The organism is Gryllotalpicola daejeonensis, assembly GCF_039538145.1.
GTDB lineage: Bacteria > Actinomycetota > Actinomycetes > Actinomycetales > Microbacteriaceae > Gryllotalpicola > Gryllotalpicola daejeonensis.
The window spans coordinates 299,364-324,908 of sequence record NZ_BAABBV010000001.1; the positions used below are offsets into that span (position 1 = coordinate 299,364).

Sequence of the window (25,545 nt, forward strand, 5' to 3'; positions counted from 1 at the left end):
CTTAGCCGACCGATCCTTCCATGCCCATCTCGATGAGCTTGTTGAGCTCGAGGGCGTATTCCATGGGCAGCTCGCGGGCGATCGGCTCGATGAAGCCGCGCACGATCATCGCCATCGCCTCGTCTTCGGGAAGGCCGCGGCTCATCAGGTAGAAGAGCTGCTCCTCAGAGACCTTCGAGACGGTGGCCTCGTGCCCGAGCTGCACGTCGTCGACGCGGATGTCGATCGCCGGGTAGGTGTCAGAGCGCGAGACGGTGTCGACCAGCAGCGCGTCGCAGCGCACGGTGTTCGCCGCGTGATGCGCCTTGGCGTCGACGCGGACCTCGCCGCGGTAGCCGGCACGGCCACCGCCGCGGGCGATCGACTTCGAGACGATCGACGACTGGGTGTACGGCGCCATGTGGATCATCTTTGCGCCGGCATCCTGGTGCTGGCCGGGGCCCGCGAAGGCGACCGACAGGGTCTCGCCCTTGGCGTGCTCGCCCATCAGATAGATCGACGGGTACTTCATCGTCACCTTGGAGCCGATGTTGCCGTCGATCCACTCCATGGTCGCGCCCTCGTGGGCGACGGCGCGCTTGGTGACCAGGTTGTAGACGTTGTTCGACCAGTTCTGGATCGTCGTGTAGCGCACGCGGGCGTTCTTCTTCACGATGATCTCGACGACGGCCGAGTGCAGCGAGTCCGACTTGTAGATAGGGGCCGTGCAGCCCTCGATGTAGTGCACGTACGAGCCCTCGTCGGCGATGATCAGCGTGCGCTCGAACTGGCCCATGTTCTCGGTGTTGATGCGGAAGTAGGCCTGCAGCGGGATCTCGACGTGGACGCCCTTCGGCACGTAGACGAACGAGCCGCCCGACCACACGGCGGTGTTCAGCGCGGCGAACTTGTTGTCGCCGGCGGGGATCACGGTGCCGAAGTACTCCTCGAAGAATTCGGGGTGCTCGCGCAGCGCCGTGTCGGTGTCCATGAAGATGACACCCTGCGCCTCGAGGTCCTCGCGGATCTGGTGGTAGACGACCTCTGACTCGTACTGGGCGGCGACGCCGGCGACGAGGCGCTGGCGCTCAGCCTCGGGGATGCCGAGCTTCTCGTACGTGTTGCGGATGTCCTCCGGAAGGTCTTCCCATGACTGGGCCTGCTTCTCGGTGGACCGCACGAAGTACTTGATGTTGTCGAAGTCGATCTCGGAGAGGTCGGCGCCCCAGGTGGGCATCGGCTTCTTCCCGAAGATCTCCAGGGCGCGCAAGCGCCGCTGCAGCATCCACTCGGGCTCCTTCTTCAGGGCCGAGATGTCGCTGACGACTTCGTTCGACAGGCCGCGGCGTGCGGACGCACCAGCGGCGTCCGGGTCCGCCCATCCGAACTCGTACTGGCCGAGGCCTGCGAGCTCAGGACGGTCGATGAGAACGTCTGACATGTTTTAACCTCGCTTACTGCCGCCCGTGACCGGTTATCAGACCGGCTCAGCCACATTCCAGGCGACGGTCACGAGTCCGTCGCAGCGGCTGATTGTGCGGATGGCTGGCGGATGCGCGTGATGCGCACCCATGAACCTTTCGAGTCTATCGAACTGTTGCGCGGGCCCGCGGCGAATCGGCTGTGACGGATGCCTGCGCGGTGTGCACGCTTGGGAAAAGCTCGGGGTTCACATCGAGGAGCACCCGCAGCGCGCCGACCCAGACCAGTGCGGCGCCCAGCAGATGCAGGGCAACCAGGGCCTCAGGCAGATGCGTGACGGACTGCACCAGCCCGAGCAGAGCCTGCGCGACGACCACCACGATGAACACCGCGGCGCGCAGCCGCGGAACGGCCGCGCCTGCGCCCCGCAAGGTCAGCCAGAGCAGGATGCCGAGCGCAAGGGTGGCGGTGCCGAGCACCGCGTGCGCGACGGTGATGCCGACCCAGTCGAATCCCATGCGCGGCACATCGCTGGAGTCGCCGGAGTGCGGCCCGGAGCCCGAGACGAGCGTGCCGACGACGACCAGCACCGTCGTGAGCGCGATCAGCCACCAGCTCATGGCACGGGCGCGCGACGTGGGCCGGTAGGCGGTCGGCCGCTCATGCACGCGGTGCCAGGTGAGCGCGGTCGTGGTGAGCAGGGCGATCGCGGTGACGAAGTGGAACGCCACGATGAACGGGTTCAGGTCGGCCAGCACGCTCAGCCCGCCGATGACGGCATTGGCGACGACCAGCCAGAACTGGCTCCACGCGAGTCGGGTGATGCTGCGCACGCGAGGCTTCTGCAGGCGGGCCGCGACGATCACCCATCCGACGACGAGCACGATGCACCCGGTGATCATGCGGTTCGTCTGCTCGATCATGCGATGCAGGTCCGGTGAGATCGGGTCGATGACGTACTGGCCGTCACAGGTGGGCCAGGTCGGGCAACCGAGACCGGAGCCGGTGACCCGCACCACTCCCCCGGTCAGGATGATCAGAATGCTGACCACCAGCGCGAACGTCGTCGCCCAGCGCAGCACGCGCGGGCTCAGAGTCCAGCGGTCGGCCGCCCACGCGAGGGGGGTCTTCAGTCGAGGCATCCCCGGGTACCTAGAAATGGAGCAGCGGGTCGATGGCGACCGCGAGGAACAGGATCGAGAGGTAGGTGATCGAGCCGTGGAACACGCGCATCGGCGAGACATCCTCGTGCTTGATCGCCAAGTGGTAGAGGCGGTGGGTCTCGTAGATGAACCAGCCACCCGCGGCCGCGGCGCCGAATGCGTAGATCCAGCCCATGTCGGCCACGGGGATCAGCAGCAGCGAGCAGGCGACGGTCGCCCACGCGTAGAGGATGACCTGCAGGCCGACCTGGGCGCGGCCGCGCACGACGCCGAGCATCGGCACCCCGACGGCCTTGTAGTCGTCGCGGTACTTCATCGACAGCGGCCAGTAGTGCGGCGGCGTCCACAGGAAGACGACCGCGAACAGGATGACAGGGGCCCAATCGAGGCTGTCGGTCACGGCCGACCAGCCGATGAGCACCGGGAAGCAGCCGGCGATGCCGCCCCAGATGATGTTCTGCGCGGTGCGGCGCTTGAGCCACAGCGTGTAGACGAAGACGTAGAAGAGGATCGCCGCGACCGAGAGGCCGGCGGCCAGCAGGTTGGTCGTGAGCGCGAGCCAGGCGGTCGAGACGACGCCGAGTGTCCAGGCGAAGACGTATGCCTCGCGGGGCGTGACCTCGCCCGTGACGAGCGGCCGGTTCTTGGTGCGCTTCATGACCGCGTCGATGTCGCGGTCGATGTACATGTTGAACGCCGCGGCGCTGCCGGCCGACAGGGCGCCGCCGATGACGGTCGCGATGATCAGCCAGACGTTCGGAAGGCCGCGCGCCGCGAGAATCATGACCGGGATCGTGGTGACGAGCAGCAGCTCCATCACGCGCGGCTTCGTCAGAGCGACGTAGGCCAGTGTCTTGCGGCGCCAGCCGATGCGCCCGGCGGCGCTCTGCGCGGCGGTCTCGACCCGGCGATCTACGGCAATGCCCATGGCTCCTCGAGGGGGTTTTGTTTCGCACCGAGTCTAGTTGACCCCCGTGGTGGTCCGGGGGTGTGCGGGCGCGACTATGCTGTTGGGTGCTCGCCTTCCGAGGCTTTACACAGACGAGACAACATTCCATCCACCCGGCTGGGAGAAGTCTGCGAAGCGCCCCGGTTGCCAATGATGTCCGTGGCGGCACAACCGATAAAGCGGCGGGTGCTCATGACGACCCACCGCGCTGAACAGTGAAGGGTCAGTTCCAGTGGCAGCTCTGCAATGGGATTCCATTGACAACAAGGCGGTCGACACCGTCCGCGTGCTTGCGGCGGACGCCGTTGAGAAGGTCGGCAACGGCCACCCCGGCACCGCGATGAGCCTGGCCCCTGCGGCCTACCTGCTCTGGCAGAAGATCATGCGTCGCGACCCGAGCGACGACCAGTGGATCGGCCAGGACCGCTTCATCCTCTCGGTCGGTCACTCCTCGCTCACCCAGTACATCCAGCTGTACCTCGGCGGCTGGGGCCTCGAGCTCTCCGACATCGAGGCGCTGCGCACCTGGGGCTCGCTGACCCCCGGCCACCCCGAGTACCGCCACACCAAGGGCGTCGAGATCACCACCGGCCCGCTCGGCCAGGGCCTCGCCTCCGCCGTCGGCTTCGCCTTCGCGCAGCGCTACGAGCGCGGCCTGTTCGACCCCGAGGCCGCCCCCGGCACCTCGCCGTTCGACCACTACGTCTACGTCATCGCAGGCGACGGCGACATCGAAGAGGGCGTCACGAGCGAGGCCGGCCAGCTCGCCGGCACCCAGCAGCTCGGCAACCTCGTGGTCATCTACGACAAGAACAACATCTCCATCGAGGACAACACCGACATCGCCCTCTCCGAGGACACCGCCAAGCGCTACGAGGCGTACGGCTGGGACGTCCGCGAGGTCGACTGGTTCAAGACCGGTGAGTACCACGAAGACGTGCAGGAGCTGTTCGACGCGATCGAGGCGGCCAAGGCCGTCACCGACAAGCCGTCGATCATCATCCTCAAGACCCTGATCGGCTACCCGTCGCCGACCAAGCAGGGCACCGGCAAGGTGCACGGCGCCAAGCTCGGCGCCGACGAGGTCGCCGGCGTCAAGAAGGCCCTCGGCTTCGACCCCGAGAAGAGCTTCGACGTCGACCCCGAGGTCCTCGCGCACACCCGCGGCGCCATCGAGCGCGGCAAGGAGCAGCGCGCCGAGTGGCAGAAGGGCTTCGACGCCTGGGCCGCCGCCAACCCCGAGCGCAAGGCGCTGTTCGACCGCCTCGAGGCGGGCGAGCTTCCCGAGGGTCTCGAGGCCGCCCTGCCCGTCTTCGAGGCCGGCAAGGATGTCTCGACGCGCGCTGCGAGCGGCAAGGCGATCAACGCCCTGGCCGCCCAGCTGCCCGAGCTGTGGGGCGGCTCGGCCGACCTCGCCGAGTCGAACCTGACCACCATCGAGGGCGGCGGCTCGTTCCTGCCCGCCTCGATCACCACGCCCGAGTGGGGCACCGGCAACCCCTACGGCCGCATCCTGCACTTCGGCATCCGCGAGCACGCGATGGGCGCGATCCTCAACGGCATCACGCTGCACGGCAAGACGCGCGCCTACGGCGGCACCTTCCTGCAGTTCGCCGACTACATGCGCCCCGCGGTGCGTCTCGCCGCGCTGATGAACATCCCGTCGATCTTCGTCTGGACGCACGACTCCGTCGCCCTCGGCGAAGACGGCCCGACGCACCAGCCGGTCGAGCACCTGGCTGCGCTCCGTGCGATCCCGAACCTCGCGATCGTCCGCCCCGGCGACGCGAACGAGACCGCGTACGCATGGCTCGAGACCCTCAAGCGCCGTGGCGGCCCCGTCGGCCTGGCGCTCAGCCGCCAGAACCTGCCCGTCTTCGAGCGCGGCGACGGCGAGGCATCCGGCGACACGCTCGCCTCGGCGAAGTTCGTCGGCAAGGGCGCGTACATCCTGGCCGAGGCGCCGAACGGCACGCCCGACATCATCCTGATCGCGACCGGTTCCGAGCTGCAGATCGCCGTCGAGGCGCGTCAGGTGCTCGCAGGCGAGGGCATCAACGCCCGCGTTGTGTCCGTGCCGAGCCAGGAGTGGTTCGCCGAGCAGACCGACGAGTACAAGGAGTCGGTCCTGCCGGCATCCGTCACCGCCCGCGTCGCCGTCGAAGCCGGCATCGCCCTGCCGTGGCACACGTGGGTCGGCGACAAGGGCCGCATCGTCTCGATCGAGCACTTCGGTGCGTCGGCCGACTACAAGACCCTGTTCGAGAAGTTCGGTATGACGACGGAGCACGTCGTCGCCGCGGCCAAGGAGTCCCTGGCCGCCAACGGCAAGTAATCGTCGAGCTGAAGAGATCTCAAGGAAAGAAGAGAAGCACATGACTACTCCCACCGCGAAGCTCGCCGCAGCGGGCGTCAGCATCTGGCTGGACGACCTGTCGCGCACCCGCATCACCTCCGGCGGGCTGCAGAAGCTCATCGACGAGAAGAACGTCACCGGTGTGACCACCAACCCGACGATCTTCGCCGCCGCGATCGGCAAGGGCGAGGGCTACACCGAGAAGCTGGCGGAGCTCGCCGCGGCCGGCAAGTCGGCCACCGAGGCGATCTTCGAGATCACCACGACCGACGTCGCCGACGCCGCCGACATCTTCAAGCCGGTCTACGACGCGACGAACGGCGTCGACGGCCGCGTGTCGATCGAGGTCGAGCCGAACCTGGCGCACGACGCAGCCGGCACCATCGCCGAGGCCGAGCAGCTCTGGAAGAAGGTCGGCAAGGAGAACGCGCTGATCAAGATCCCCGCCACCAAGGAGGGCCTCGAGGCCATCGCGGCGGTCATCGGCAAGGGCATCAGCGTCAACGTCACGCTGATCTTCTCGCTCGAGCGCTACCGCGAGGTCATCAACGCCTACCTGACCGGTCTCGAGACCGCCAAGGCCGCAGGCATCGACATCTCGAAGATCCAGTCGGTCGCCTCGTTCTTCGTCTCGCGTGTCGACACCGAGATCGACAAGCGCCTGACCGCCATCGGCACGGACGAGGCGCTCGCGCTCAAGAGCAAGGCCGGCGTCGCCAACGCGGTGCTCGCGTACCAGCTCTTCGAGCAGGAGTTCGCGACCGAGCGCGCCCAGAGCCTGCTCGCCGCCGGCGGCAACCTGCAGCGCCCGCTGTGGGCCTCGACCGGCGTCAAGGACCCGAGCCTGCCCGACACGCTCTACGTCACCGGCCTCGTGGCCCCCGGCGTCGTCAACACGATGCCCGAGAAGACGCTCGACGCGACCTTCGACCACGCCCAGGTCACCGGTGACACCATCACCGGCTCCTACGACGAGGCCGCCGGCGTCCTCGACGCCGTCGCCAAGGTCGGCGTCGACTACAACGACGTCGTCGCCCTGCTCGAGACCGAGGGCGTCGACAAGTTCATCGCCTCGTGGAACGAGCTCATCGAGTCCGTGAAGGGCGCGCTGGAGTCCTCGCTGGAGGGCGCCAAGTGACGGTTCAGATCCACGTCAGCGGCGCGGTGAAGGCGGCTGTCGAAGCCGCCGTCCCCGCGCTCGTGACGGACCTCGTCGCGTCGGGCATCTTCGCCCAGGACCCCACGCTCTGGGGCCCCGACGCCGAGTCGGAGGCGAGCAAGCGCCTCGGCTGGATCGACGCCGTGAACATCTCGCGGCCGCTCGTCGCCGACATCTACGCGCTGCGCGACAAGCTGCGCGCAGCCGGTGTCAATCACATCGTCCTCGGCGGCATGGGCGGCTCGTCGCTCGCGCCCGAGGTCATCACCAACACCGAGGGCGTCGAGCTCACGATCCTCGACACGACCGACCCGGGCCAGGTGCTCGCCGCGACGGGCGACCGTCTCGAGACCACGGCCGTCGTGGTGTCGTCGAAGTCGGGTTCCACGCTCGAGACCGACAGCCACAAGCGCATCTACGAGAAGGCGTTCCGTGACGCCGGCATCGAGCCCACCGAGCGCATCGTCATCGTGACCGACCCGGGCTCGCCGCTCGACCAGAGCGCCCGCGAGGCCGGCTACACGGTGTTCAACGCCGACCCCAACGTGGGCGGCCGCTACTCGGCGCTGACCGCGTTCGGCCTCGTGCCCTCCGGTCTAGCCGGCGTCGACCTCGAGGAGCTGCTCGTCGAGGCGGAGGCCGTGCTGCGTGAGCTCGCGATCGACGACGAGAAGAACCCGGGCCTGATCCTCGGCGCCGCGATGGCGTCGAAGGGCAAGCTCGGCATCGTCACCGACGGCAGCCCGCTGGTCGGCTTCGGCGACTGGGCCGAGCAGCTCATCGCCGAGTCCACCGGAAAGCTCGGCAAGGGCGTGCTTCCCGTCGTCCTCGGCACCGAGGCGCCCGAGCTCGACCAGAAGCCCGACGACCTGCAGATCGCCCGCCTCGTCGAGGACGCGACCGAGTTCCACCTGCTGCCCCAGGCGCGCCACGAGGGTGAGATCCTCGTCTCCGGCTCGCTCGGCTCGCAGTTCGTGCTGTGGGAGTTCGCCGTCGCCGTCGCGGGCCGCCTGCTCGGCATCAACCCCTTCGACCAGCCCGACGTCGAGGCCGCCAAGGCCGCGGCCCGCGCGCTGCTCGACGCGACCCCCGAGGCCACCGACCCGGTGTTCACCGAGGCCGGCATCGAGGTGCGCGCGACCGAGGGGCTGCTCGACGGGGCATCCGATCTCGACGGCGCCATCGGCGCGCTGCTCGCCCAGCTGCCCGCCGACGGCTATGTCGCCGTGCAGGCCTACGTCGACCGCGTCGCCCTGCCCCAGCTCGCCGGCATCCGCGACCTGATCGCGGCGCGCGCGAAGCGCCCCGTCACCTTCGGGTGGGGTCCGCGCTTCCTGCACTCGACCGGGCAGTTCCACAAGGGCGGCCCCGCGGTCGGTGTGTTCCTGCAGATCACGTCGACGCACCAGCAGGACCTGCAGATCCCTGACCGTCCGTTCACCTTCGGCCAGCTGATCGACGCGCAGGCGGCCGGCGACGGCACCGTGCTCGCGCAGCACGGCCGCCCGGTGCTGACCCTGAACCTGACCGACCCTGAGGCGAACATCGCGACCCTCTTCGGCGCGGTCAACGAGTAGTAAGCGAGCTCAATGTCCCCGGTGGAGATCACCAAGGATTTCAATCCTCTGCGCAGCCGTGACGATCAGCGGCTGAACCGCATCGCTGGGCCGTCGGGCCTCATCATCTTCGGCGTGACGGGCGACCTGTCGCGCAAGAAGCTGATGCCGGCCGTCTACGACCTGGCCAACCGCGGCCTGCTCCCCCCTGGCTTCGCACTCGTCGGCTTCGCCCGACGCGACTGGGTCGACCAGGACTTCGAGCAGGTCGTCTACGAGGCCGTCAAGCAGCACGCCCGCACCCCGTTCCACGACGAGGTGTGGCAGCAGCTTGCCCAGGGCATCCGCTTCGTCCCCGGCGAGTTCGATGACGACGAGGCGTTCCAGCGCCTCGCCGACACGATCCACTCGCTGGACGAGGAGCGCGGCACCAACGGCAACCACGCCTTCTACCTGTCCATCCCCCCGAAGGCCTTCCCGCTCGTCACCGAGCAGCTGAAGAAGTCGGGGCTGGCGGACTCGCAGGAGGGTCAGTGGCGCCGCGTCGTCATCGAGAAGCCCTTCGGAAGCGACCTGAAGACGGCTCGTGAGCTGAACGCGGTCGTGGAGTCGGTCTTCCCGCCGGACTCCGTGTTCCGCATCGACCACTACCTCGGCAAGGAGACGGTCCAGAACATCCTGGCGCTGCGCTTCGCCAACGAGCTGTACGAGCCGATCTGGAACGCCAACTACGTCGACCACGTGCAGATCACGATGGCCGAGGACATCGGCGTGGCCGGGCGTGCCGGCTACTACGACGGCATCGGCGCTGCCCGCGACGTCATCCAGAACCACCTGCTGCAGCTGCTCGCTCTCACCGCCATGGAGGAGCCGATCAGCTTCGACGCGAAGGACCTTCGCGCCGAGAAGGAGAAGGTGCTGGCCGCCGTCCGCCTGCCTGAGGACCTGTCCACTGCGACCGCGCGCGGCCAGTACGCGGGTGGCTGGCAGGGTGGCGAGAAGGTGCTCGGATTCCTCGAAGAGGAGGGTATGAACCCTCAGTCGACCACCGAGACCTTCGCCGCGATCAAGCTCGAGATCGGCACGCGCCGCTGGGCCGGAGTCCCGTTCTACCTGCGCACCGGTAAGCGCCTGGGCCGCCGCGTCACCGAGATCGCGGTCGTCTTCAAACGCGCCCCGCAGCAGCTGTTCGACGGCTCGCAGACCGAGGCGCTCGGTCAGAACGCCCTCGTGATCCGCGTGCAGCCCGATGAGGGCGTCACGCTCCGCTTCGGCTCCAAGGTCCCGGGCGCGGGCATGCAGGTGCGCGACGTCACGATGGACTTCGGCTATGGCCATTCGTTCACCGAGGCGAGCCCCGAGGCATACGAGCGGCTCATCCTCGACGTGCTGCTGGGCGACCCGCCGCTGTTCCCCCGCCACGAAGAGGTCGAGCTCTCCTGGAAGATCCTCGATCCGATCGAGGAGTTCTGGGCGAAGCAGGGCCAGCCCGAGCAGTACAAGCCGGGCTCGTGGGGCCCGAAGTCCGCAGACGACATGATGGCCCGTGACGGCCGAACTTGGAGGCGTCCGTGATCGTCGACCTTTCCGACACCACTACCAACGGCGTCGCGAAGACCCTCGTGAAGATCCGCGAGGAGGGTGGCGTCGTCACCCTCGGCCGGGTCCTCACCCTGGTCATCTCGACTGCGATGGGCGAAGAGGAAGAGGCCATCGAGGCCGCGAACGACGCCTCGCGCGAGCACCCCATGCGGGTCATCGTCATCGCGAAGGCCGACGACGAGGACCCGACGGTCGCATCGGTGGGCCACCGTCTCGACGCGCAGATCCGCGTTGGAGCCGACGCCGGTGCCTCCGAAGTCATCATCCTGCGCGCTTACGGCGACGTCGCTGATGACGAAGAGGGCCTCGTCACCGCCCTGCTGCTGCCGGACGCCCCCGTGGTCGCCTGGTGGCCGCGCAAGGCGCCGATCAAGGTCTCCGACTCGCCGCTCGGCCGCATCGCCACGCGTCGCATCACGGATGCCTCGACCCAGCCCGACCCGGCCGCGGCGATCCGCCACAACTCGGTCACGTACGCCCCCGGCGACACCGACTTCGCGTGGACCCGCCTCACCCTGTGGCGCGCCCAGCTCGCCGCGGCGCTCGACCAGCCGCCGTACGAGCCGGTCACCCAGGTGCACGTGACGGGTGCAGAGGACTCCCCCTCGACGTACCTGCTCGCCGCGTGGCTGCGCATGGCACTCGATGCGCCGGTGAACAAGGACATCACCACCCGTGCGAACGGTTCGAGCGGCATCCACGGCGTGCGCCTCACGCGCCCGTCGGGTGAGATCGACCTCGAGCGCGATGTCCCCGGCATCGCGACGCTCAAGCAGCCGAACCAGCCGACGCACGACCTGGCGCTGCCGCGTCGCAACCTGCGCGACTGCCTCGCCGAGGAGCTGCGCCGGCTCGACCCCGACGAGCTGTACGGCCAGGTCATCACCAAGGGAATCGCACTGCTCGGTCACTAGTGCCGGCGCGCCGGTAGGTTGAGAAGACTATGACGAACGAACGGCGGGTGCTTGTCCACCCGAACAAGCAAGCACTCGCCGCTTCGGTCGCGGCGCGCTTCCTGACCAAGGTGGTCGACATCATCGCCGACTTCGGCGATGCGCACATCGTGCTCACCGGCGGCACCATCGGCATCGGCTCGCTGGCCGCGGTCAACGAGTCGCCGGCGCGCGACACCGTCGACTGGTCGAAGGTGCACTTCTGGTGGGGCGACGAGCGCTTCGTGCCGAAGGCCGACGGCGACCGAAACGAGCTGCAGGCCCGTGAGGCGCTGCTCGACCACATCGATGTGCCCGCCGAGAACATCCACGCGTTCGCGGCGAGCGACGAGGTGGCGTCGCTGGAAGAGGGCGTCGAGGCGTACGCCGCCGAACTCGCCCGCTTCTCCCCCGACGGCGGCCAGTGGCCGCGGTTCGACCTCACCTTCCTCGGCGTCGGACCCGACGGGCACATCGCCTCGCTGTTCCCGAACCTGGCAGGCATCCGCGTCACCGACGCCCCCGTGATCGCGGTGCGCAACTCGCCCAAGCCGCCGCCCGAGCGCTTGTCGCTGACGCGGCCGGTGATCAATTCGTCGGAGCGCGTGTGGCTTGTGCTCGCCGGCGCCGACAAGGCGTCTGCTCTCGGCCTCGCGCTCGCGGGCGCGTCGTATCTCGAGGTGCCGGCTGCGGGCGCCAAGGGACGCAGGCGCACCGTCTTCTTCGTCGATCAGGATGCCGCGGCCGAGGTTCCAGAGGAATTGATCGCCGAGTCGTACTGAGCTCAGGCGCCTCTTCCCAAGACGCAGGCTAGGGAGGGCTTTTCTCGCGAATCGCCCTCCCTAGCCTGCGTTTTTCGCAGCAGCCATTGCGTGCCGGAACGCAGCAAGCCCCCGCCGAAGCGGGGGCCTGCTATGGGTGCGCGTCGACGAGCTTCTGCGACTAGCTCGCGACCGTGCCGCGGCGCGCGCGCAGCTTGTCGAGCGCCTCCTGCAGAAGGGCCTCGGCCTCTTCCTCGGTGCGGCGCTCCTTCACGTAGGCGAGGTGCGTCTTGTACGGCTCGTTCTTGGCGACGGCCGGCGGGTTCTCACGGTCGCGGCCGGCGGGAAGGCCGGACATCGGGCAGTCGATGATCTCGGGGATCTCTTCCTCGGGCAGGTTCGCCGCGAAGTAGCGGACGGTCTCGTTGCCGAGCGCGTCCCAGTACGAGATCGCGATGCGATCGGCGTGGTGGCCATGGTCCTGCTCGCCCATCGGGCCCGCGCCGACGCGCGAACCACGGATGGCGCTGCCTCCGGAAACCATTGCTCCTCCTAGATGTTTCGGGTGTGCGTGTGCGAGGGGTGTCGTGCGACCACGACGACGTCGAAGCTGTGCGGGCTTACGACGTGAAGCGGGTGATGAGGCCGAGAACCACGATGCACACGATCCAGACGAGACCGAGGATGACCGTGATGCGGTTCAGGTTCCGCTCTGCGACGCCGGAGGCGCCGAGGTTCGAGGTCATGCCGCCGCCGAACATGTCGGAGAGGCCGCCACCGCGGCCCTTGTGCAGCAGGATCAGCAGGGTCAGCAGCAGGCTGGTGATTCCGAGGAGCACCTGCAGGACGACCTGGAGGATTTGCACGATATGGCCTTTCGTGAGCGTCAGCGCGCGCGATTCGGGTCGCGGCGCCGTCAGCCAGTATAAACGAGCGTCGATCGACGCCCGGATTCCGGCGCGAGAATCTAGTAGGTGGCGTGCTTCTTGTAGCGCACGATCGCGGCGAAGCCCTCGACGTCGAGGCTCGCGCCCCCGACGAGGACGCCGTCGACATCGGGGCACTTCATGAAGCCCACGATGTTGTCGGCCTTCACCGATCCGCCGTAGAGGATGCGGGTCTTCGCCGCGGTCTCCTCCCCCAGCGCCTGGCGCACGACATTGCGAAGAACGGATGCCACGTTCTGTGCCTGCTCTGCGGTGGCAGCCGACCCCGCCCCGATCGCCCACACGGGCTCGTAGGCGATGACGAAGTCGTCACCCGGCTTGAAGTCGATGAGCGCACCGCGCAGCTGGTTCGCCGGAACCGCGCTCGGCTCGTGGCGCTCGAGGTCCTTTGCGGTCTCGCCGACGCAGATCAGCGGCACGAGGCCGGCGTCCTTCGCGGCCTTCGCCTTCGCGGCGATGGTCTCGTCAGACTCGACGTGGCGGTAGCGGCGCTCGGAGTGGCCGACGATCACATAGTCGCAGTCGAGCTGCTTGAGGAAGTTCGCGGAGATCTCACCGGTGTACGCGCCGGACATGTGCGTCGACACGTCCTGGCCGCCGTACTTCAGCTCGAGCTTGTCGGCCTGCACCAGGGTCTGCACGCTGCGCAGGTCGGTGAACGGCGGGAAGACGGCCACCTCGACATCGTTGTAGTCATGCTGGGCATCCTTCAGAGTCCACGCCAGCTTCTGCACGAACGCGATCGCCTGCAGGTGGTCGAAGTTCATCTTCCAGTTGCCGGCGATCAGCGGCTTGCGCGTCGTCTGAGTCTGCTCCGCGGCCTGCGTCTGGGTGGCGTCGCTCATGCGGAGGCCTCCCAGCCGAGCGCCTCCAGGCCCGGAAGCTTCTTGCCCTCGAGGAACTCGAGGCTCGCGCCGCCGCCGGTCGAGATGTGGCCGAACTGGTCGTCGTCGAAGCCCAGCGCGCGCACCGCCGCGGCCGAGTCGCCGCCGCCGACGACGGCGAGGCCGTCGACCTCGGTCAGCGCCTGAGCGACGGCCTTGGTGCCCGCTGCGAAGGGCGCGAGCTCGAACACGCCCATGGGGCCGTTCCAGAACACCGTCTTCGACGCGGCGATCTTCTCGGCGAAGGTCGCAGACGTGTCCGGGCCGATGTCGAGCCCGAGGCCCTTCTCACCCCACGGCGAACCCTCGATGTCGTCGACGGGGCGCACCTCGTGGGCGGCGTCCGCCCCGAACTTCTCGGCCACGACGACGTCGGTGGGCAGCACGATCTCGACGCCGAGCTCCTCGGCCTTGGCGAGGTAGCCCTTCACGGTCTCGATCTGGTCGGCCTCGAGCAGACTCGAGCCGACCTTGTGCCCCTGCGCGGCGAGGAAGGTGAACAGCATTCCGCCGCCGATCGCGAGTGTGTTGACGCGCGGCAGCAGGTGGCCGATGACGCCGAGCTTGTCGCTGACCTTCGAGCCGCCGAGCACGACCGTGTAGGGGCGCTCGGGGTTCTCGGTGAGGCGGTCGAGCACGTCGAGCTCGGCCGCGATGAGCAGGCCGGCTGCGCTGGGCAGAGCGTGCGCGAGTTCATAGACGGATGCCTGCTTGCGGTGCACCACACCGAAGCCGTCCGACACGAACGCGTCGCCGAAGGCGGCTAGCTTCTCGGCGAACGCCTTCCGCTCGGCCTCGTCCTTGGAGGTCTCCTCCGCGTTGAAGCGCAGGTTCTCGAGGACCACCAGCCGGCCGTCCTCCAGTGCATCGACCTTGGCGGAGGCATCCGCGCCCACCGTGTCGGTCGCGAACGCGACCGGGGCGTCGAGCAGCTCGCCCAGGCGAGCGGCCACCGGCGCAAGAGAGTACTTGGGGTCCGGCGCGCCGTCGGGGCGCCCGAGGTGGCTGATGACCACCACGCGGGCGCCCTGCGACAGCAGCGCGTTGAGGGTGGGCAGGGACGCGCGCACGCGGCCGTCATCGGTGATGACGCCGTCCTTCAGCGGAACATTCAGGTCGCAGCGAACCACGACCTTCTTGCCTGCGAGCGAGCCCAGTGAGTCCAGGGTGCGAAGCGCCACTGCTCTTCCTCTTCTTATTTCAAATGGCTAACGGCTTGGCTTTCTTATCGTTCGGTCGGCGCTTAGAGGCGCTCTGCCACGTAGTCGGCCAGGTCGACGAGACGGCGCGAGTAGCCCCACTCGTTGTCGTACCAGGACGACAGCTTGACCTGGTCGCCGATGACGCGCACGAGGCCCGCGTCGAAGATCGACGAGTGCGGGTTGCCGACGATATCGCGCGAGACGATCGGGTCCTCGGTGTACTCGAGGATGCCCTTGAGGGGGCCCTCAGCGGCCTCCTTGTAGGCGGCCTTGATCTCGTCGACGGTGACCGGCTTGCTCGCCGTGACCGTGAGGTCGGTGATCGAGCCGGTGGGGGTCGGAACGCGCAGCGCGAAGCCGTCGAGCTTGCCCTGCAGCTCGGGCAGCACGAGGCCGATGGCCTTCGCGGCGCCGGTCGAGGTGGGGATGATCGACTGCGCGGCACCGCGGGCGCGGCGCAGGTCCTTGTGCGGGCCGTCCTGCAGGTTCTGGTCGGCGGTGTACGCGTGGACCGTGGTCATGAGGCCGCGCTCGATGCCGAACTTGTCGTTGAAGACCTTGGCGAGCGGCGCGAGGCAGTTCGTCGTGCAGGACGCGTTCGAGATGATGTTGTGGTTGGCCGGGTCGTACTTGTCCTCGTTCACGCCGATGACGAAGGTGCCGTCCTCGTTGCTCGCGGGAGCCGAGATGATGACCTTCTTGGCGCCGGCGTCGAGGTGCGCCTTGGCCTTGGTGCCGTCGGTGAAGAATCCGGTCGACTCGATCACGATCTCGACGCCCAGCTCGCCCCACGGGAGGTTGGCGGGGTCGCGGTCGGCGAGCACCTTGATGCGGTGGCCGCTCACGACGATGCTGTCGCCGTCGACCGAGATGTCTTCCTTCAGCGTGCCGAGGATCGAGTCGTACTTGAGCAGGTGAGCCAGGGTCTTGGCGTCGGTGAGGTCGTTGACGGCGACGATCTCGAGCTCGGTGCCCTTCTCGAGCGCAGCGCGGAAGAAGTTGCGACCGATGCGGCCGAAGCCGTTGATTCCGATCTTTACGGACACGGGTTATCTCCAGTGGGTTCAGGTGCCGGCGGCGCCGGCTGGTGAGGGTGGTGAAGTGCGGAACCGGCGCCCGGCATTGTGTGCCGGGCGCCGGTGATCAGCTACGGAAGCAGCAGCCCGGAGGTGGTGGTGCGTGCCTTCTCGAAACGGGCGGCGACGTCGGCCCAGTTCGCGATGTTCCAGAACGCCTTGACGTAGTCGGCCTTGACGTTGACGTAGTCGAGGTAGAACGCGTGCTCCCACATGTCGAGGAGCAGCAGCGGAACCGTCGCGGCCGCCAGGTTGCCCTGGTGGTCGTACAGCTGCTCGATGATGAGCTTCTGCCCGAGCGAGTCCCACGCGAGGATCGACCAGCCGGAACCCTGGATACCGAGGGCCGAGGCGGTGAAGTGCGCACGGAACTTGTCGAAGGAGCCGAAGAACTCGTCAACGGCCGCGGCAAGCTCACCCTCGGGCTTGTCGCCGCCGTCCGGCGAGAGGTTGTTCCAGAAGACCGTGTGGTTCACGTGGCCGGCCAGGTTGAAGGCCAGGTCCTTCTGAAGCTTGTTGACGTAGGTGAGGTCGCCCGCGTCGCGCGCCTCGGCGAGCTTGGCGAGGGCGGTGTTGGCACCGTCGACGTAGGTCTTGTGGTGCTTGTCGTGGTGGAGCTCCATGATGCGCCCCGAGATGTTCGGCTCAAGTGCCGAGTAGTCGTAGGGCAGGTCGGCGAGCGTGTAGTCAGCCATTCACTCTTCTCCTCGTATCTTCTGCAGACGTTCTCAACTCTAGTAACGCGTCGGGCCGTGGATAAGGCTCGAGGGGCCCGATGCCCCGTTGCGTTACGCCCTATTCCACGCGTGCGCGCTCATTCTTCAAGTTCAGGGGGGAGGTTCGCCTCAGTACCCGGGATGCCGAGGTCTGCGGCTTTCTTGTCAGCCATGGCGAGCAGGCGGCGGATGCGGCCGGCGACGGCGTCCTTCGTCATGGGCGGATCGGCGTGGTGGCCGAGCTCGTCGAGGCTCGCGTCACGGTGCGCGAGGCGCAGCTCGCCCGCGTACTTCAGGTGCTCGGGCAGGTCGGGGCCGAGGATCTCGAGGGCGCGCTCGACGCGGGCGCACGCGGCGACGGCGGCCTGGGCGCTGCGGCGAAGGTTCGCGTCGTCGAAGTTCACGAGGCGGTTGGCGGTGGCGCGCACCTCACGGCGCTGCCTGAGCTCTTCCCAGCTGCGCACCGTTCCCGCCGCGCCCATCAGGCCGAGCATCCCGCTGATCGCCTCGCCGTCGCGGATGACGACACGGTGCACTCCGCGCACCTCGCGCGCCTTCGCGGCGATGCCGAGGCGGCCGGCGGCGCCGACGAGCGCCATCGCGGTCTCGTTGCCGGGCGTGGTGATCTCAAGCGATGCCGAGCGGCCCGGATCGGTGAGCGAGCCGGCCGCGAGGAAGGCGCCGCGCCACACGGCGGCGAGCTCGTCGCGTGAGCCGGTGGTCAGCTTGTTGGGCAGGCCGCGGATGGGCCGGCGACGCGCATCCAGCAGGCCCGTCTGACGCGCGAGCGTCTCACCGCCGTCGACGACGCGCACGACGAACTGGTCGGCACGACGAGTTCCGGATGCCGCGATGACGGTGCCCTCCGAGCGGACGCCGTACAGCTCGGCGATTCCTCGGGCGACGTGGCGCGCGAGCTGCGGGCTGTCGAGCTCGCTCTCGATGGCGATGCGACCGGAGATCACGTGCAGACCGCCCGCCAGCCGCAGGATCGTCGCGAGCTCAGCCGCACGTACCGTGGTCTTGCCCGCCTCGACCGAGAGAAGCTCGTCCTTGACGTCCGCGGTCAGTGCCACTGAGTCGAATCCAATCTGCCGCGTCACTCGCGGCCAAGGTCACGGTGCTTGACGTTGACGGCGACGCCTGGGAGCGCAGAGGCCCGGCGCGCCAGCTCCTCGACGATCGCGACGGAGCGGTGCTTGCCGCCGGTACAGCCTATCGCGATCAAGGCGTTGCGCTTGTTCTCGCGCTGGTAGCCCGCGAGCGCCACGGCGAGCATCCGGCTCCACAGATCGATGAACTCCTCGGCGCCCTGCTGCTCGAAGACATAGTCGCGCACGGGGGCGTCCGTGCCGTTGAGCGCGCGCAGCTCGGGCACCCAGAACGGGTTCGGCAGGAAGCGCACGTCGGCGATCATGTCGGCGTCGCTCGGCAGCCCGTATTTGAAGCCGAAGCTCGTCATGGTGACCTTCACGCCCGGCGTGTTGTCGGTCTTGTAGGTGTCGTGGATCCGGTTCGTGAGCTGGTGCACGTTCAGCTCTGAGGTGTCGATCACCTGGTCGGCGAACTCGCGCAGCTGCTTGACGCGCGTGCGCTCCTCCATGATGCCGTCGAGGATCGTGCCGTTGCCCTGCAGGGGGTGCGGGCGGCGTACCGACTCGAAGCGGCGCACGAGCACGCCGTCAGAGGCGTCGAGGAACAGCACAGAGAGCCGGATGTTGTCGCGCAGCGACGGCAGCAGGTCCTGCAGCTCGGTGAAGAAGTCGCGGCCGCGCACATCGAGCACGGCGGCGATGCGCGGCGTGTCTTCACCGGTGCGCACCGCCAAGTCGAGCAGCGGCCGCAGCATCTGCGGCGGCAGGTTGTCGACGACGAACCAGTCCAGGTCTTCGAGGGCTTTCGCCACGGTCGACCTGCCAGCGCCGGACATGCCGGTGACGATGAGCACTTCTTGGGTGGGCGCGGGCTGAGGCTGCGCTGTCTGCGGAGGCGTGGCCGTCACACCCCCAGCCTATTCACTCGCGGGTGCCGCCGCCGGTACCGCCGTCGCCTCGGACGCGTGCAGAGCGTCATACACGGCCTTCGCGAGCGCCGGGCCGATTCCGCGCGCCTGCGCGATGTCGTCGACGGATGCCCCGCGCAGGCGCGCCACAGAGCCGAAGTGGCTCAGCAGCTCTTTCACCCGTGCGGGTCCGAGGCCAGGCACCGTGCCGAGGACGCTCGAGATATCGCGTTTGCGCGTCGAGCGCTGGTAGGTGATCGCGAAGCGGTGCGCCTCGTCACGGATGCGCTGGATGAGGAACAGCGCATCGGAGTTGCGCGGCAGGATCACGGGGTAATCCGAGTCGGGCAGCCACACCTCTTCGAGTCGCTTGGCGATGCCGGCGAGCTGGATGCCTTGCACGCCGGACTCGTCGAGGGCGCGCTTGGCGGCGCTGACCTGCGGCTGGCCGCCGTCCACGAGCAGCAGCTGCGGGGCATACGCGAACTTCTTGCGGCGCGTCTCGCCGGTCTCCTCGTCGCGCTCGGCCACCGGAGCCGCGGCCTCTTCCTTGAGGTAGGCGAGGCGGCGGGTGAGCACCTGGTAGATCGAGTCGGTGTCGTCGGTGGTCTCTGCGATCGAGAAGCGGCGGTACTGGTCTTTGCGCGGCAGGCCGTCTTCCATGACGACCATCGACGCCACGACGTTCGTGCCCTGCAGGTGCGAGACGTCGTAGCACTCGATGCGCAGCGGCGCCTCGGCCATGCCGAGTGCTTCCTGGATGACGTTGAGGGCCTGCGACCTGCTCGTGAAGTCGGCGCTGCGGCGGGTCTTGTAGAGCGCGAGCGCGTTCTTCGCGTTGATCGCCGCGGTCTGGGCGAGCTGGGCCTTGTCGCCGCGCTGGGCGGTGCGCAGGGCGACCGCTCCCCCGCGGCTCGCGCCGTCGACCTCGGCGCGGCGGGCGGTGAGCCACTGCTCGAGCGCCACGCTGTCGTCGGGCACCTCGGGCACGATGACCTCGCGCGGCGGCGCGAAATCGCCGTCGTAAGCGTTCTGCAGCACCGTCTCGACGAGCTCGCCGAGCTCGAGGTCGAGCTCTTTGTCGACGACCCAGCTGCGGGTTCCGCGGATGCGGCCGCCGCGCACGATGAACTGCTGCACCGCGGCGGCGAGCTCGTCGTGGGCGATGGCGAAGACGTCGATGTCGACGTTGTCGGAGAGGACGACGGCCGTCTTCTCCATCACGGCGGTCAGTGCCTGGATGCGGTCTCGGTAGCGGGCGGCTGCTTCGAAGTTGAGCTCGGCCGAGGCATCCGCCATGGCCTTGCTCAGTGTGCGCAGATAGCGCTGGTCGCTTCCCGACATGAAGTCGACGAACTCGTTCGCGAGCTCGCGGTGCTCTTCGCGGGTGATGCGCCCGACGCAGGGCGCAGCGCACTTGCCGATGTCGGCGAGCAGGCACGGGCGCCCGGTCTGCTCGGCGCGCCGGAAGACGCCGTCGGAGCACGAGCGCATCGGGAACGCCTTGAGCATCAGGTCGAGCGTCTCGCGGATGGCCCACACCTTCGTGTACGGCCCGAAATAGCGGCTCGTCTTGTCTTTGCGATTGCGGGTGACGAGCGCGCGCGGGACGTTCTCGCCGAGCGTGACGGCGAGATACGGGTAGGTCTTGTCATCTTTGAAGACGACGTTGAAGGGCGGGTTGAACTCCTTGATCCACGTGTATTCGAGCTGCAGGGCTTCGAACTCATTGCCGACGACCGTCCACTCGACGCTCGCCGCGGTGGTGACCATGCGGCGGGTGCGCTCGTGCAGGTTGCGCAGCGGCTGGAAGTAGTTCGAGAGCCTCGCGCGCAGGTTCTTCGCCTTGCCGACGTAGAGCACGCGCCGAGCGGGGTCGCGGAAGCGGTACACACCCGGGGCGGTCGGGATCTCGCCGGTCTTCGGCTTGTACGGCACGGTCTGGCTCGGTGCCCGGCCGACCGCCGCGCCCCCGTTGGTGATCGAGGAAGACACAGTCAGGCGGATGCCTTCGCGAGCGCCTGCTCGTCGAGCCCGAGGATCTCGCGCAGGAAGTAGCCCGTGTGGCTGCCTTCCACACGTGCGACCTCCTCAGGCGTGCCCGTCGCGATCACCTGGCCGCCGCCCGCGCCGCCCTCGGGGCCGAGGTCGATGAGGTAGTCGGCGCTCTTGATGACGTCGAGGTTGTGCTCGATGACGATGACCGTGTTCCCCTTCTCGACCAGGCTGTCGAGCACGAGCAGAAGCTTGCGCACGTCTTCGAAGTGCAGACCGGTGGTCGGCTCGTCGAGCACGTAGACGCTGCGGCCGTTGGTGCGGCGCTGCAGCTCGGTGGCGAGCTTGACGCGCTGCGCCTCGCCGCCCGAGAGCGTCGTCGCGGACTGGCCGAGTCGCACGTAGCCGAGGCCCACGTCGACCAGGGTCTTGAGGAAGCGGTGGATCGAGCTGATCGGCTCGAAGAACTCGGCGGCCTCGGCGATCGGCATGTCGAGCACCTCGGCGATGTTCTTGCCCTTGTAGTGCACCTGCAGGGTGTCGCGGTTGTAGCGCGCGCCGTGGCACACCTCGCAGTCGACGTAGACGTCGGGCAGGAAGTTCATCTCGATCTTGATCGTGCCGTCGCCCTGGCAGTTCTCGCAGCGGCCGCCCTTGACGTTGAAGCTGAAGCGGCCGGGCTGATAGCCCCGTGACTTCGCCTCGACCGTCTCGCTGAACAGCGTGCGGATCTTGTCGAACACGCCGGTGTAGGTCGCCGGGTTCGACCGGGGGGTGCGGCCGATGGGCGCCTGGTCGACGTGAACCACCTTGTCGAGGTTGTCGACGCCGGTCACGCGCGTGTGCTTGGCGGCGACCTTGCGAGCGCCGTTGAGGCGCTGGGCGAGGACGCGGTAGAGGATGTCGTTGACCAGCGTCGACTTGCCGGAGCCCGACACCCCCGTGACCGCCGTGAAGACACCGAGCGGGAACTCGACCGTCAGGTCTTTGAGGTTGTTCGCGTTGGCGCCGACGACCTGAAGCATCCGCTTCTTGTCGACCTTGCGGCGTTTCTTCGGCACCGCGATCGCCTTGCGGCCGGCGAGATAGTCGCCGGTGAGCGAGTCCTTGTTGGCGACGAGCTCGTCGTAGGTGCCCGAGTGCACGACCTTGCCGCCGCCTTCACCGGCGCCCGGGCCGATGTCGACGACCCAGTCGGCGGTGCGGATGGTGTCTTCGTCGTGCTCGACGACGATCAGCGTGTTGCCGAGGTCGCGCAGCGCAACGAGCGTGTCGATGAGTCGGCGGTTGTCGCGCTGGTGCAGGCCGATCGACGGCTCGTCGAGCACATAGAGCACGCCCGTCAGGCCCGACCCGATCTGCGTCGCGAGGCGGATCCGCTGCGCCTCGCCGCCCGACAGCGTGCCCGCGGCGCGGGCCATGTTCAGGTAGCCGAGACCGACCTGGATGAGGAAGTCGAGTCGCAGCTTGATCTCGCGCAGCACCTGCGCGGCGATCGTCGCCTCGCGGTCGGTGAGCTTGAGCTTGTTCATGAACTCGCGGGCGTCGGTGAGGCTGAGCTCGGCGACGTCGGCGATCGAGTGCTCGTGCACCAGCACGGCCAGCACCTCTGGCTTGAGGCGCTTGCCGTCGCAGACGGGGCAGGGCACCTCGCGCAGGTATTCGGCCCAGCGCTGGCGCTGCGTGTCGGTCTCGGCCTGCGCGTATTGGCGCTCGATGTAGGGGACGACGCCCTCGAAGCCCGAGGTGTAGCTCATCTCGCGCCCGAAGCGGTTGCGCCAGCGGACCTTCACCTCGAAGTTCTCGCCGTGCATGACCGCAGTGCGCACGCGCTCGGGCAGCTTGTTCCACGGGGTGTCGAGGTCGAAGTCGAGGTCGCGGGCGAGACCCGCGAGCAGCTTCTCGTAGTACTGGTAGAGGCTCTTGCCCTGGCTGGTCCACGGGATGATGACGCCCTCGGCAAGGCTCAGCTCGGGGTCGCCCAGCAGCAGCTCGTCGTCGACGGCCATGCGCACTCCGAGGCCGGAGCACTCGGGGCACGCGCCGAACGGGGCGTTGAACGAGAACGTGCGCGGCTCGATCTCGGTGAGCTGAATGGGATGCCCGTTCGGGCACGCCAGCTTCTCGCTGAAGGTCACCCACGCATCGGGTGAGTCGGCCGGCTCGTCGACGAAGTTCACGTCGACGAGGCCGTCAGTGAGGCCGAGGGCGGTCTCGATCGAGTCGGTGAGGCGGCCGAGGATCTCGGGGCCGGCGACGAGCCGGTCGACGATCACCGAGATGTCGTGCTTGTAGGACTTCTTGAGCGTCGGCGGCTCGGTCAGCGAGTGCTGCTCGCCGTCGACGAGCACGCGGGCGAAGCCCTTCGCTGCGAGCTCTTTGAAGAGGTCAACGAACTCGCCCTTCTTCTGCTTCACGACGGGGGCGAGCACCTGGTAGCGGGTGCGCTCGTCGAGCTCCATCAGCTGGTCGGCGATCTGCTGCACGGTCTGGCGCTGGATCTTCTCGCCGCAGACGGGACAGTGGGCGACACCGATGCGCGCCCAGAGCAGGCGCATGTAGTCGTAGATCTCGGTGATGGTGCCGACGGTCGAACGCGGGTTGCGGTTCGTGGACTTTTGATCGATCGACACCGCCGGGCTCAGGCCCTCGATGAAGTCGACGTCGGGACGGTCGACCTGGCCGAGGAACTGGCGGGCGTAGGCCGACAGCGACTCGACGTAGCGGCGCTGGCCCTCGGCGAAGATGGTGTCGAACGCGAGCGAGGACTTGCCGGAGCCGGACAGGCCGGTGAACACGACGAGCGCGTCGCGCGGGATCTCGAGGTCGACGTTGTGCAGGTTGTGCACGCGCGCGCCGCGCACGCTGAGCTTGGCTCGCGAGTCGACCGGGTGCACGTGCCCGAACGCCGCGGAAGTAGTTGGGGACGTCACCTTTCGAGTCTAGATTCGACCACCGACATTGCGCTTTGAGCCCGGCATGTGTGCTCGCCGGCTCCAGGCAGAGTTCTCCGTCATGCGCTGGCTGCCTCTCGGCGTAGTTGGGTTTGGATTCCCGCTTTGGAGTGCAGGCGGATGGGGTCGCGCCCGGGCCACAGCAGCCAGTATTCGGATCCGCGTCGTTCAACTCGTGCTCCGTGGTTGTGGAGCATCAGGTGATGTCGCTTGCAGAACAGGGCGCCGTCGCGGGTTTCAGTCTTGTGATGCGCAGAATGCTCGCCCCATGGGTTGAGGTGGTGGGCTTCCGTGGCCTCTGGTGGCATGAGGCAGTCGGGCCACAGGCACCCGCCGTCGCGTTTGGCCAGGGCGCGCCGCTGGCGGCGGGTGAACAGGCGCTGGTCTTTGCCGACGTCGATGGCCTGGCCGGTCTCGTCGAACAGGATCGGGGTGAACCCGTTCCCGCAGAGCATGCGCAGTGCGTCCGTGGCGGTGATCGGGGACTCGGACCCGTCGATCCACGCGATGCCCTGGTCGGGGCCGGCGCAAGCCAGCCCGAAGGCGGTGCCGGGGCAGCTGCTGTGGTCGCCGGCGGCGTGCAGGGCCAGGATGTTCTGCGCCTTGCGCGCCTTCTGCAGCTCTTTCGTGGTCACCGCGATGGTCACCTGGGGGCGGTGGCGGGCCAGCAGCACGTTGCTCTCGGCCTGGCCGCCGCATTCGACCAGGTCCACGAGCGTGTCGGCCTGCAGCTGCTCGGTGGTGCGCGGGTCCTCGCCGAGTTCGCGGGCGCGTTCGATCGCTGCCTGGTCGCGGAAGCGCGGGCCGCCCAGCCGTGGGGAGAGCATCGTACGGATGGGGCCGTAGAAGCGGGCGTCGGATTCCGGGTCGAGGTCGATGTCGTAGTGCACCATGCCGTTTCGGCGCACGACGCGTGTGAACGACCGCTGCTGTTTGCGCTGCTCGGCCTCACGGGAGGCCGCCAGCGTGTCCAGCGACGCCCGGATGCGCTTGGCGGCGCGGCCGAGGTCTTCCGGGGTCCAGTGCCCCGACCAGCTGTCGCCGATCAGCTCCAGCGCCGCCCGGCGCCACTCCGCCGTCAGCTCGGGAAGGCGCGGGGCGCCCAGCTCGCGCCGGAGCGCGTCGCCCTGGGCGGCGCTCAGCCACCAGTTGCGCACCGCGACGCCGATCGGCGCATCCCACCCGCCGGGCAGCGCGCTCAGCAGCGCAAGCGACCGCTCCCCCGCCGCCACCGACTCGTCACCTGCCTCATGCACCGGCGCTACGGCCTGCGCCGTCTCCAAAAGATCACCGACCCTGATCAGCCGGGCCGCCTCATCACGGCTCACCCCGGTCAGGTTCTGCACCAACCCGAGACCGTCTTTGAAGCCGCGCTGCTGCGCCAGCCCCTCGGTGCCTAGCTCCCGCGCGGACTTGCGGATGATGTCGGCGGCCAGCAGTGCAATGGTCGTGCCGACACGAGCACGGATGCCGCCCAGAACCTGCGTCGCCCGCGCCTCCTCATCGGGCGACAAAACTGCCAGGTCATCGGCACACGGCAACGCCCCGGCGACCATGGCGGCCAGCCGGTCCAGCGAATCCAGCACCGAAGACATGCCACAAGGCTAGAACGCACCCCCGACATTCAAGGCCGGACAGCCGAATGTGTGTACAACTCGTCGCGTCGCCGCCTGTGCACGGCAAGACCCACAGAACGAGAGCTTCGGGCATCCGAGGGCAGGATGCTCGGCACCGGTCATCCGCCCTCCGCTGCGAGGCGCCGTGCGGTCTCCAGCCTGCTCGCGCGATGCACGACCCCCCCGCCAATGCATGCGCTCGACGAAGCATCCATGCCATAATCAACCGTTCCCGCGGATCACCCGCCATGCCAGGGAACAGGCAGAAGGATCA

The 25,545-nt window shown here is 68.2% G+C and carries 20 protein-coding genes; 6 read left to right on the forward strand and 14 right to left on the reverse strand.

From position 1 onward, the window contains the following. Nucleotide 1: 1 nt before the first annotated feature. The 3 genes from sufB to ABD736_RS01565 all read right to left on the reverse strand — a co-directional run bounded on the left by sufB (nucleotide 2) and on the right by ABD736_RS01565 (nucleotide 3,492). The gene (gene sufB / locus ABD736_RS01555) at nucleotides 2-1,420 is read right to left on the reverse strand and encodes a Fe-S cluster assembly protein SufB (protein WP_344789983.1); all 1,419 of its coding nucleotides are present in this window, start codon (nucleotides 1,418-1,420) and stop codon (nucleotides 2-4) included. A 145-nt stretch (nucleotides 1,421-1,565) separates the two neighbouring features. Further along, on the reverse strand, nucleotides 1,566-2,543 hold the full coding sequence (locus tag ABD736_RS01560) for a COX15/CtaA family protein (RefSeq protein WP_344789984.1): 978 nt from the start codon (nucleotides 2,541-2,543) through the stop codon (nucleotides 1,566-1,568). A gap of 10 nt (nucleotides 2,544-2,553) precedes the next feature. Next, a complete protein-coding gene (locus ABD736_RS01565) occupies nucleotides 2,554-3,492 on the reverse strand; it encodes a heme o synthase (RefSeq protein WP_344789985.1) in 939 nt (312 codons plus the stop codon). Nucleotides 3,493-3,745: 253 nt separating this feature from the next. On the opposite strand from ABD736_RS01565, the gene tkt reads away from it, so the two are divergent. The 6 genes from tkt to pgl are packed head-to-tail and all read left to right on the forward strand — an operon-like array spanning nucleotide 3,746 to nucleotide 11,900. Then, a complete protein-coding gene (gene tkt / locus ABD736_RS01570) occupies nucleotides 3,746-5,848 on the forward strand; it encodes a transketolase (protein ID WP_344789986.1) in 2,103 nt (700 codons plus the stop codon). Nucleotides 5,849-5,888: 40 nt separating this feature from the next. Continuing rightward, the gene (gene tal / locus ABD736_RS01575; RefSeq protein ID WP_344789987.1) at nucleotides 5,889-7,007 is read left to right on the forward strand and encodes a transaldolase; all 1,119 of its coding nucleotides are present in this window, start codon (nucleotides 5,889-5,891) and stop codon (nucleotides 7,005-7,007) included. Next, nucleotides 7,004-8,605 (forward strand): glucose-6-phosphate isomerase, encoded by a 1,602-nt coding sequence (locus ABD736_RS01580; protein ID WP_344789988.1) that lies wholly within the window; start codon nucleotides 7,004-7,006, stop codon nucleotides 8,603-8,605. The genes tal and ABD736_RS01580 overlap by 4 nt, the downstream gene beginning before the upstream one ends. 12 nt (nucleotides 8,606-8,617) lie before the next feature. After that, nucleotides 8,618-10,159, forward strand: a complete 1,542-nt coding sequence (zwf, locus tag ABD736_RS01585) for a glucose-6-phosphate dehydrogenase (protein ID WP_344789989.1) — start codon at nucleotides 8,618-8,620, stop codon at nucleotides 10,157-10,159. Continuing rightward, nucleotides 10,156-11,100 carry a glucose-6-phosphate dehydrogenase assembly protein OpcA gene (locus ABD736_RS01590; protein ID WP_344789990.1) on the forward strand — a complete coding sequence of 315 codons (945 nt, stop codon included), beginning with the start codon at nucleotides 10,156-10,158 and terminating at the stop codon, nucleotides 11,098-11,100. Before zwf ends, ABD736_RS01590 begins: the two co-directional genes overlap by 4 nt. Nucleotides 11,101-11,129: 29 nt before the next feature. Next, the gene (gene pgl, locus ABD736_RS01595) at nucleotides 11,130-11,900 is read left to right on the forward strand and encodes a 6-phosphogluconolactonase (RefSeq protein WP_344789991.1); all 771 of its coding nucleotides are present in this window, start codon (nucleotides 11,130-11,132) and stop codon (nucleotides 11,898-11,900) included. 160 nt (nucleotides 11,901-12,060) lie between these two features. On the opposite strand, the gene ABD736_RS01600 is transcribed toward pgl, so the two are convergent. From ABD736_RS01600 to ABD736_RS01650, 11 genes are all read right to left on the reverse strand, one after another. Then, entirely contained in the window at nucleotides 12,061-12,423 is a 363-nt protein-coding gene (locus tag ABD736_RS01600; protein ID WP_344789992.1) for an RNA polymerase-binding protein RbpA, read from the reverse strand. A 76-nt stretch (nucleotides 12,424-12,499) separates the two neighbouring features. Next, complete coding sequence (gene secG, locus ABD736_RS01605; protein WP_120790399.1) at nucleotides 12,500-12,745, reverse strand: preprotein translocase subunit SecG; 246 nt, start codon at nucleotides 12,743-12,745, stop codon at nucleotides 12,500-12,502. Between the two features lie 101 nt (nucleotides 12,746-12,846). Next, nucleotides 12,847-13,671 carry a triose-phosphate isomerase gene (gene tpiA / locus ABD736_RS01610; RefSeq protein ID WP_344789993.1) on the reverse strand — a complete coding sequence of 275 codons (825 nt, stop codon included), beginning with the start codon at nucleotides 13,669-13,671 and terminating at the stop codon, nucleotides 12,847-12,849. Then, nucleotides 13,668-14,891: a phosphoglycerate kinase gene (locus ABD736_RS01615; RefSeq protein ID WP_344789994.1), complete on the reverse strand. Its 1,224-nt coding sequence runs from the start codon at nucleotides 14,889-14,891 to the stop codon at nucleotides 13,668-13,670. Before ABD736_RS01615 ends, tpiA begins: the two co-directional genes overlap by 4 nt. Before the next feature lie 62 nt (nucleotides 14,892-14,953). After that, the gene (gene gap / locus ABD736_RS01620; RefSeq protein WP_344789995.1) at nucleotides 14,954-15,958 is read right to left on the reverse strand and encodes a type I glyceraldehyde-3-phosphate dehydrogenase; all 1,005 of its coding nucleotides are present in this window, start codon (nucleotides 15,956-15,958) and stop codon (nucleotides 14,954-14,956) included. A 101-nt stretch (nucleotides 15,959-16,059) separates the two neighbouring features. Next, nucleotides 16,060-16,683, reverse strand: a complete 624-nt coding sequence (locus ABD736_RS01625) for a superoxide dismutase (protein WP_344789996.1) — start codon at nucleotides 16,681-16,683, stop codon at nucleotides 16,060-16,062. A 119-nt stretch (nucleotides 16,684-16,802) separates the two neighbouring features. Further along, complete coding sequence (gene whiA, locus ABD736_RS01630) at nucleotides 16,803-17,780, reverse strand: DNA-binding protein WhiA (protein ID WP_344789997.1); 978 nt, start codon at nucleotides 17,778-17,780, stop codon at nucleotides 16,803-16,805. A 23-nt stretch (nucleotides 17,781-17,803) separates the two neighbouring features. After that, entirely contained in the window at nucleotides 17,804-18,706 is a 903-nt protein-coding gene (gene rapZ, locus ABD736_RS01635; protein WP_344789998.1) for an RNase adapter RapZ, read from the reverse strand. Between the two features lie 9 nt (nucleotides 18,707-18,715). Beyond that, the gene (gene uvrC / locus ABD736_RS01640) at nucleotides 18,716-20,701 is read right to left on the reverse strand and encodes an excinuclease ABC subunit UvrC (RefSeq protein WP_344789999.1); all 1,986 of its coding nucleotides are present in this window, start codon (nucleotides 20,699-20,701) and stop codon (nucleotides 18,716-18,718) included. A gap of 2 nt (nucleotides 20,702-20,703) precedes the next feature. Beyond that, nucleotides 20,704-23,598 carry an excinuclease ABC subunit UvrA gene (uvrA, locus tag ABD736_RS01645; protein ID WP_344792184.1) on the reverse strand — a complete coding sequence of 965 codons (2,895 nt, stop codon included), beginning with the start codon at nucleotides 23,596-23,598 and terminating at the stop codon, nucleotides 20,704-20,706. Nucleotides 23,599-23,714: 116 nt separating this feature from the next. Further along, nucleotides 23,715-25,250, reverse strand: coding sequence for a DUF222 domain-containing protein (locus tag ABD736_RS01650; RefSeq protein WP_344790000.1), 1,536 nt, complete (start codon nucleotides 25,248-25,250; stop codon nucleotides 23,715-23,717). Nucleotides 25,251-25,545: the final 295 nt, after the last annotated feature.

Excerpts from the sequence above, each read along its gene's own strand:
- sufB (WP_344789983.1), bottom strand. The coding sequence starts at position 1,420 with ATGTCAGACGTTCTCATCGACCGTCCTGAGCTCGCAGGCCTCGGCCAG.
- ABD736_RS01560 (WP_344789984.1), bottom strand. The coding sequence starts at position 2,543 with ATGCCTCGACTGAAGACCCCCCTCGCGTGGGCGGCCGACCGCTGGACT.
- ABD736_RS01565 (WP_344789985.1), bottom strand. The coding sequence starts at position 3,492 with ATGGGCATTGCCGTAGATCGCCGGGTCGAGACCGCCGCGCAGAGCGCC.
- tal (WP_344789987.1), top strand. The coding sequence starts at position 5,889 with ATGACTACTCCCACCGCGAAGCTCGCCGCAGCGGGCGTCAGCATCTGG.
- zwf (WP_344789989.1), top strand. The coding sequence starts at position 8,618 with ATGTCCCCGGTGGAGATCACCAAGGATTTCAATCCTCTGCGCAGCCGT.
- pgl (WP_344789991.1), top strand. The coding sequence starts at position 11,130 with ATGACGAACGAACGGCGGGTGCTTGTCCACCCGAACAAGCAAGCACTC.
- ABD736_RS01600 (WP_344789992.1), bottom strand. The coding sequence starts at position 12,423 with ATGGTTTCCGGAGGCAGCGCCATCCGTGGTTCGCGCGTCGGCGCGGGC.
- tpiA (WP_344789993.1), bottom strand. The coding sequence starts at position 13,671 with ATGAGCGACGCCACCCAGACGCAGGCCGCGGAGCAGACTCAGACGACG.
- ABD736_RS01625 (WP_344789996.1), bottom strand. The coding sequence starts at position 16,683 with ATGGCTGACTACACGCTCGCCGACCTGCCCTACGACTACTCGGCACTT.
- ABD736_RS01650 (WP_344790000.1), bottom strand. The coding sequence starts at position 25,250 with ATGTCTTCGGTGCTGGATTCGCTGGACCGGCTGGCCGCCATGGTCGCC.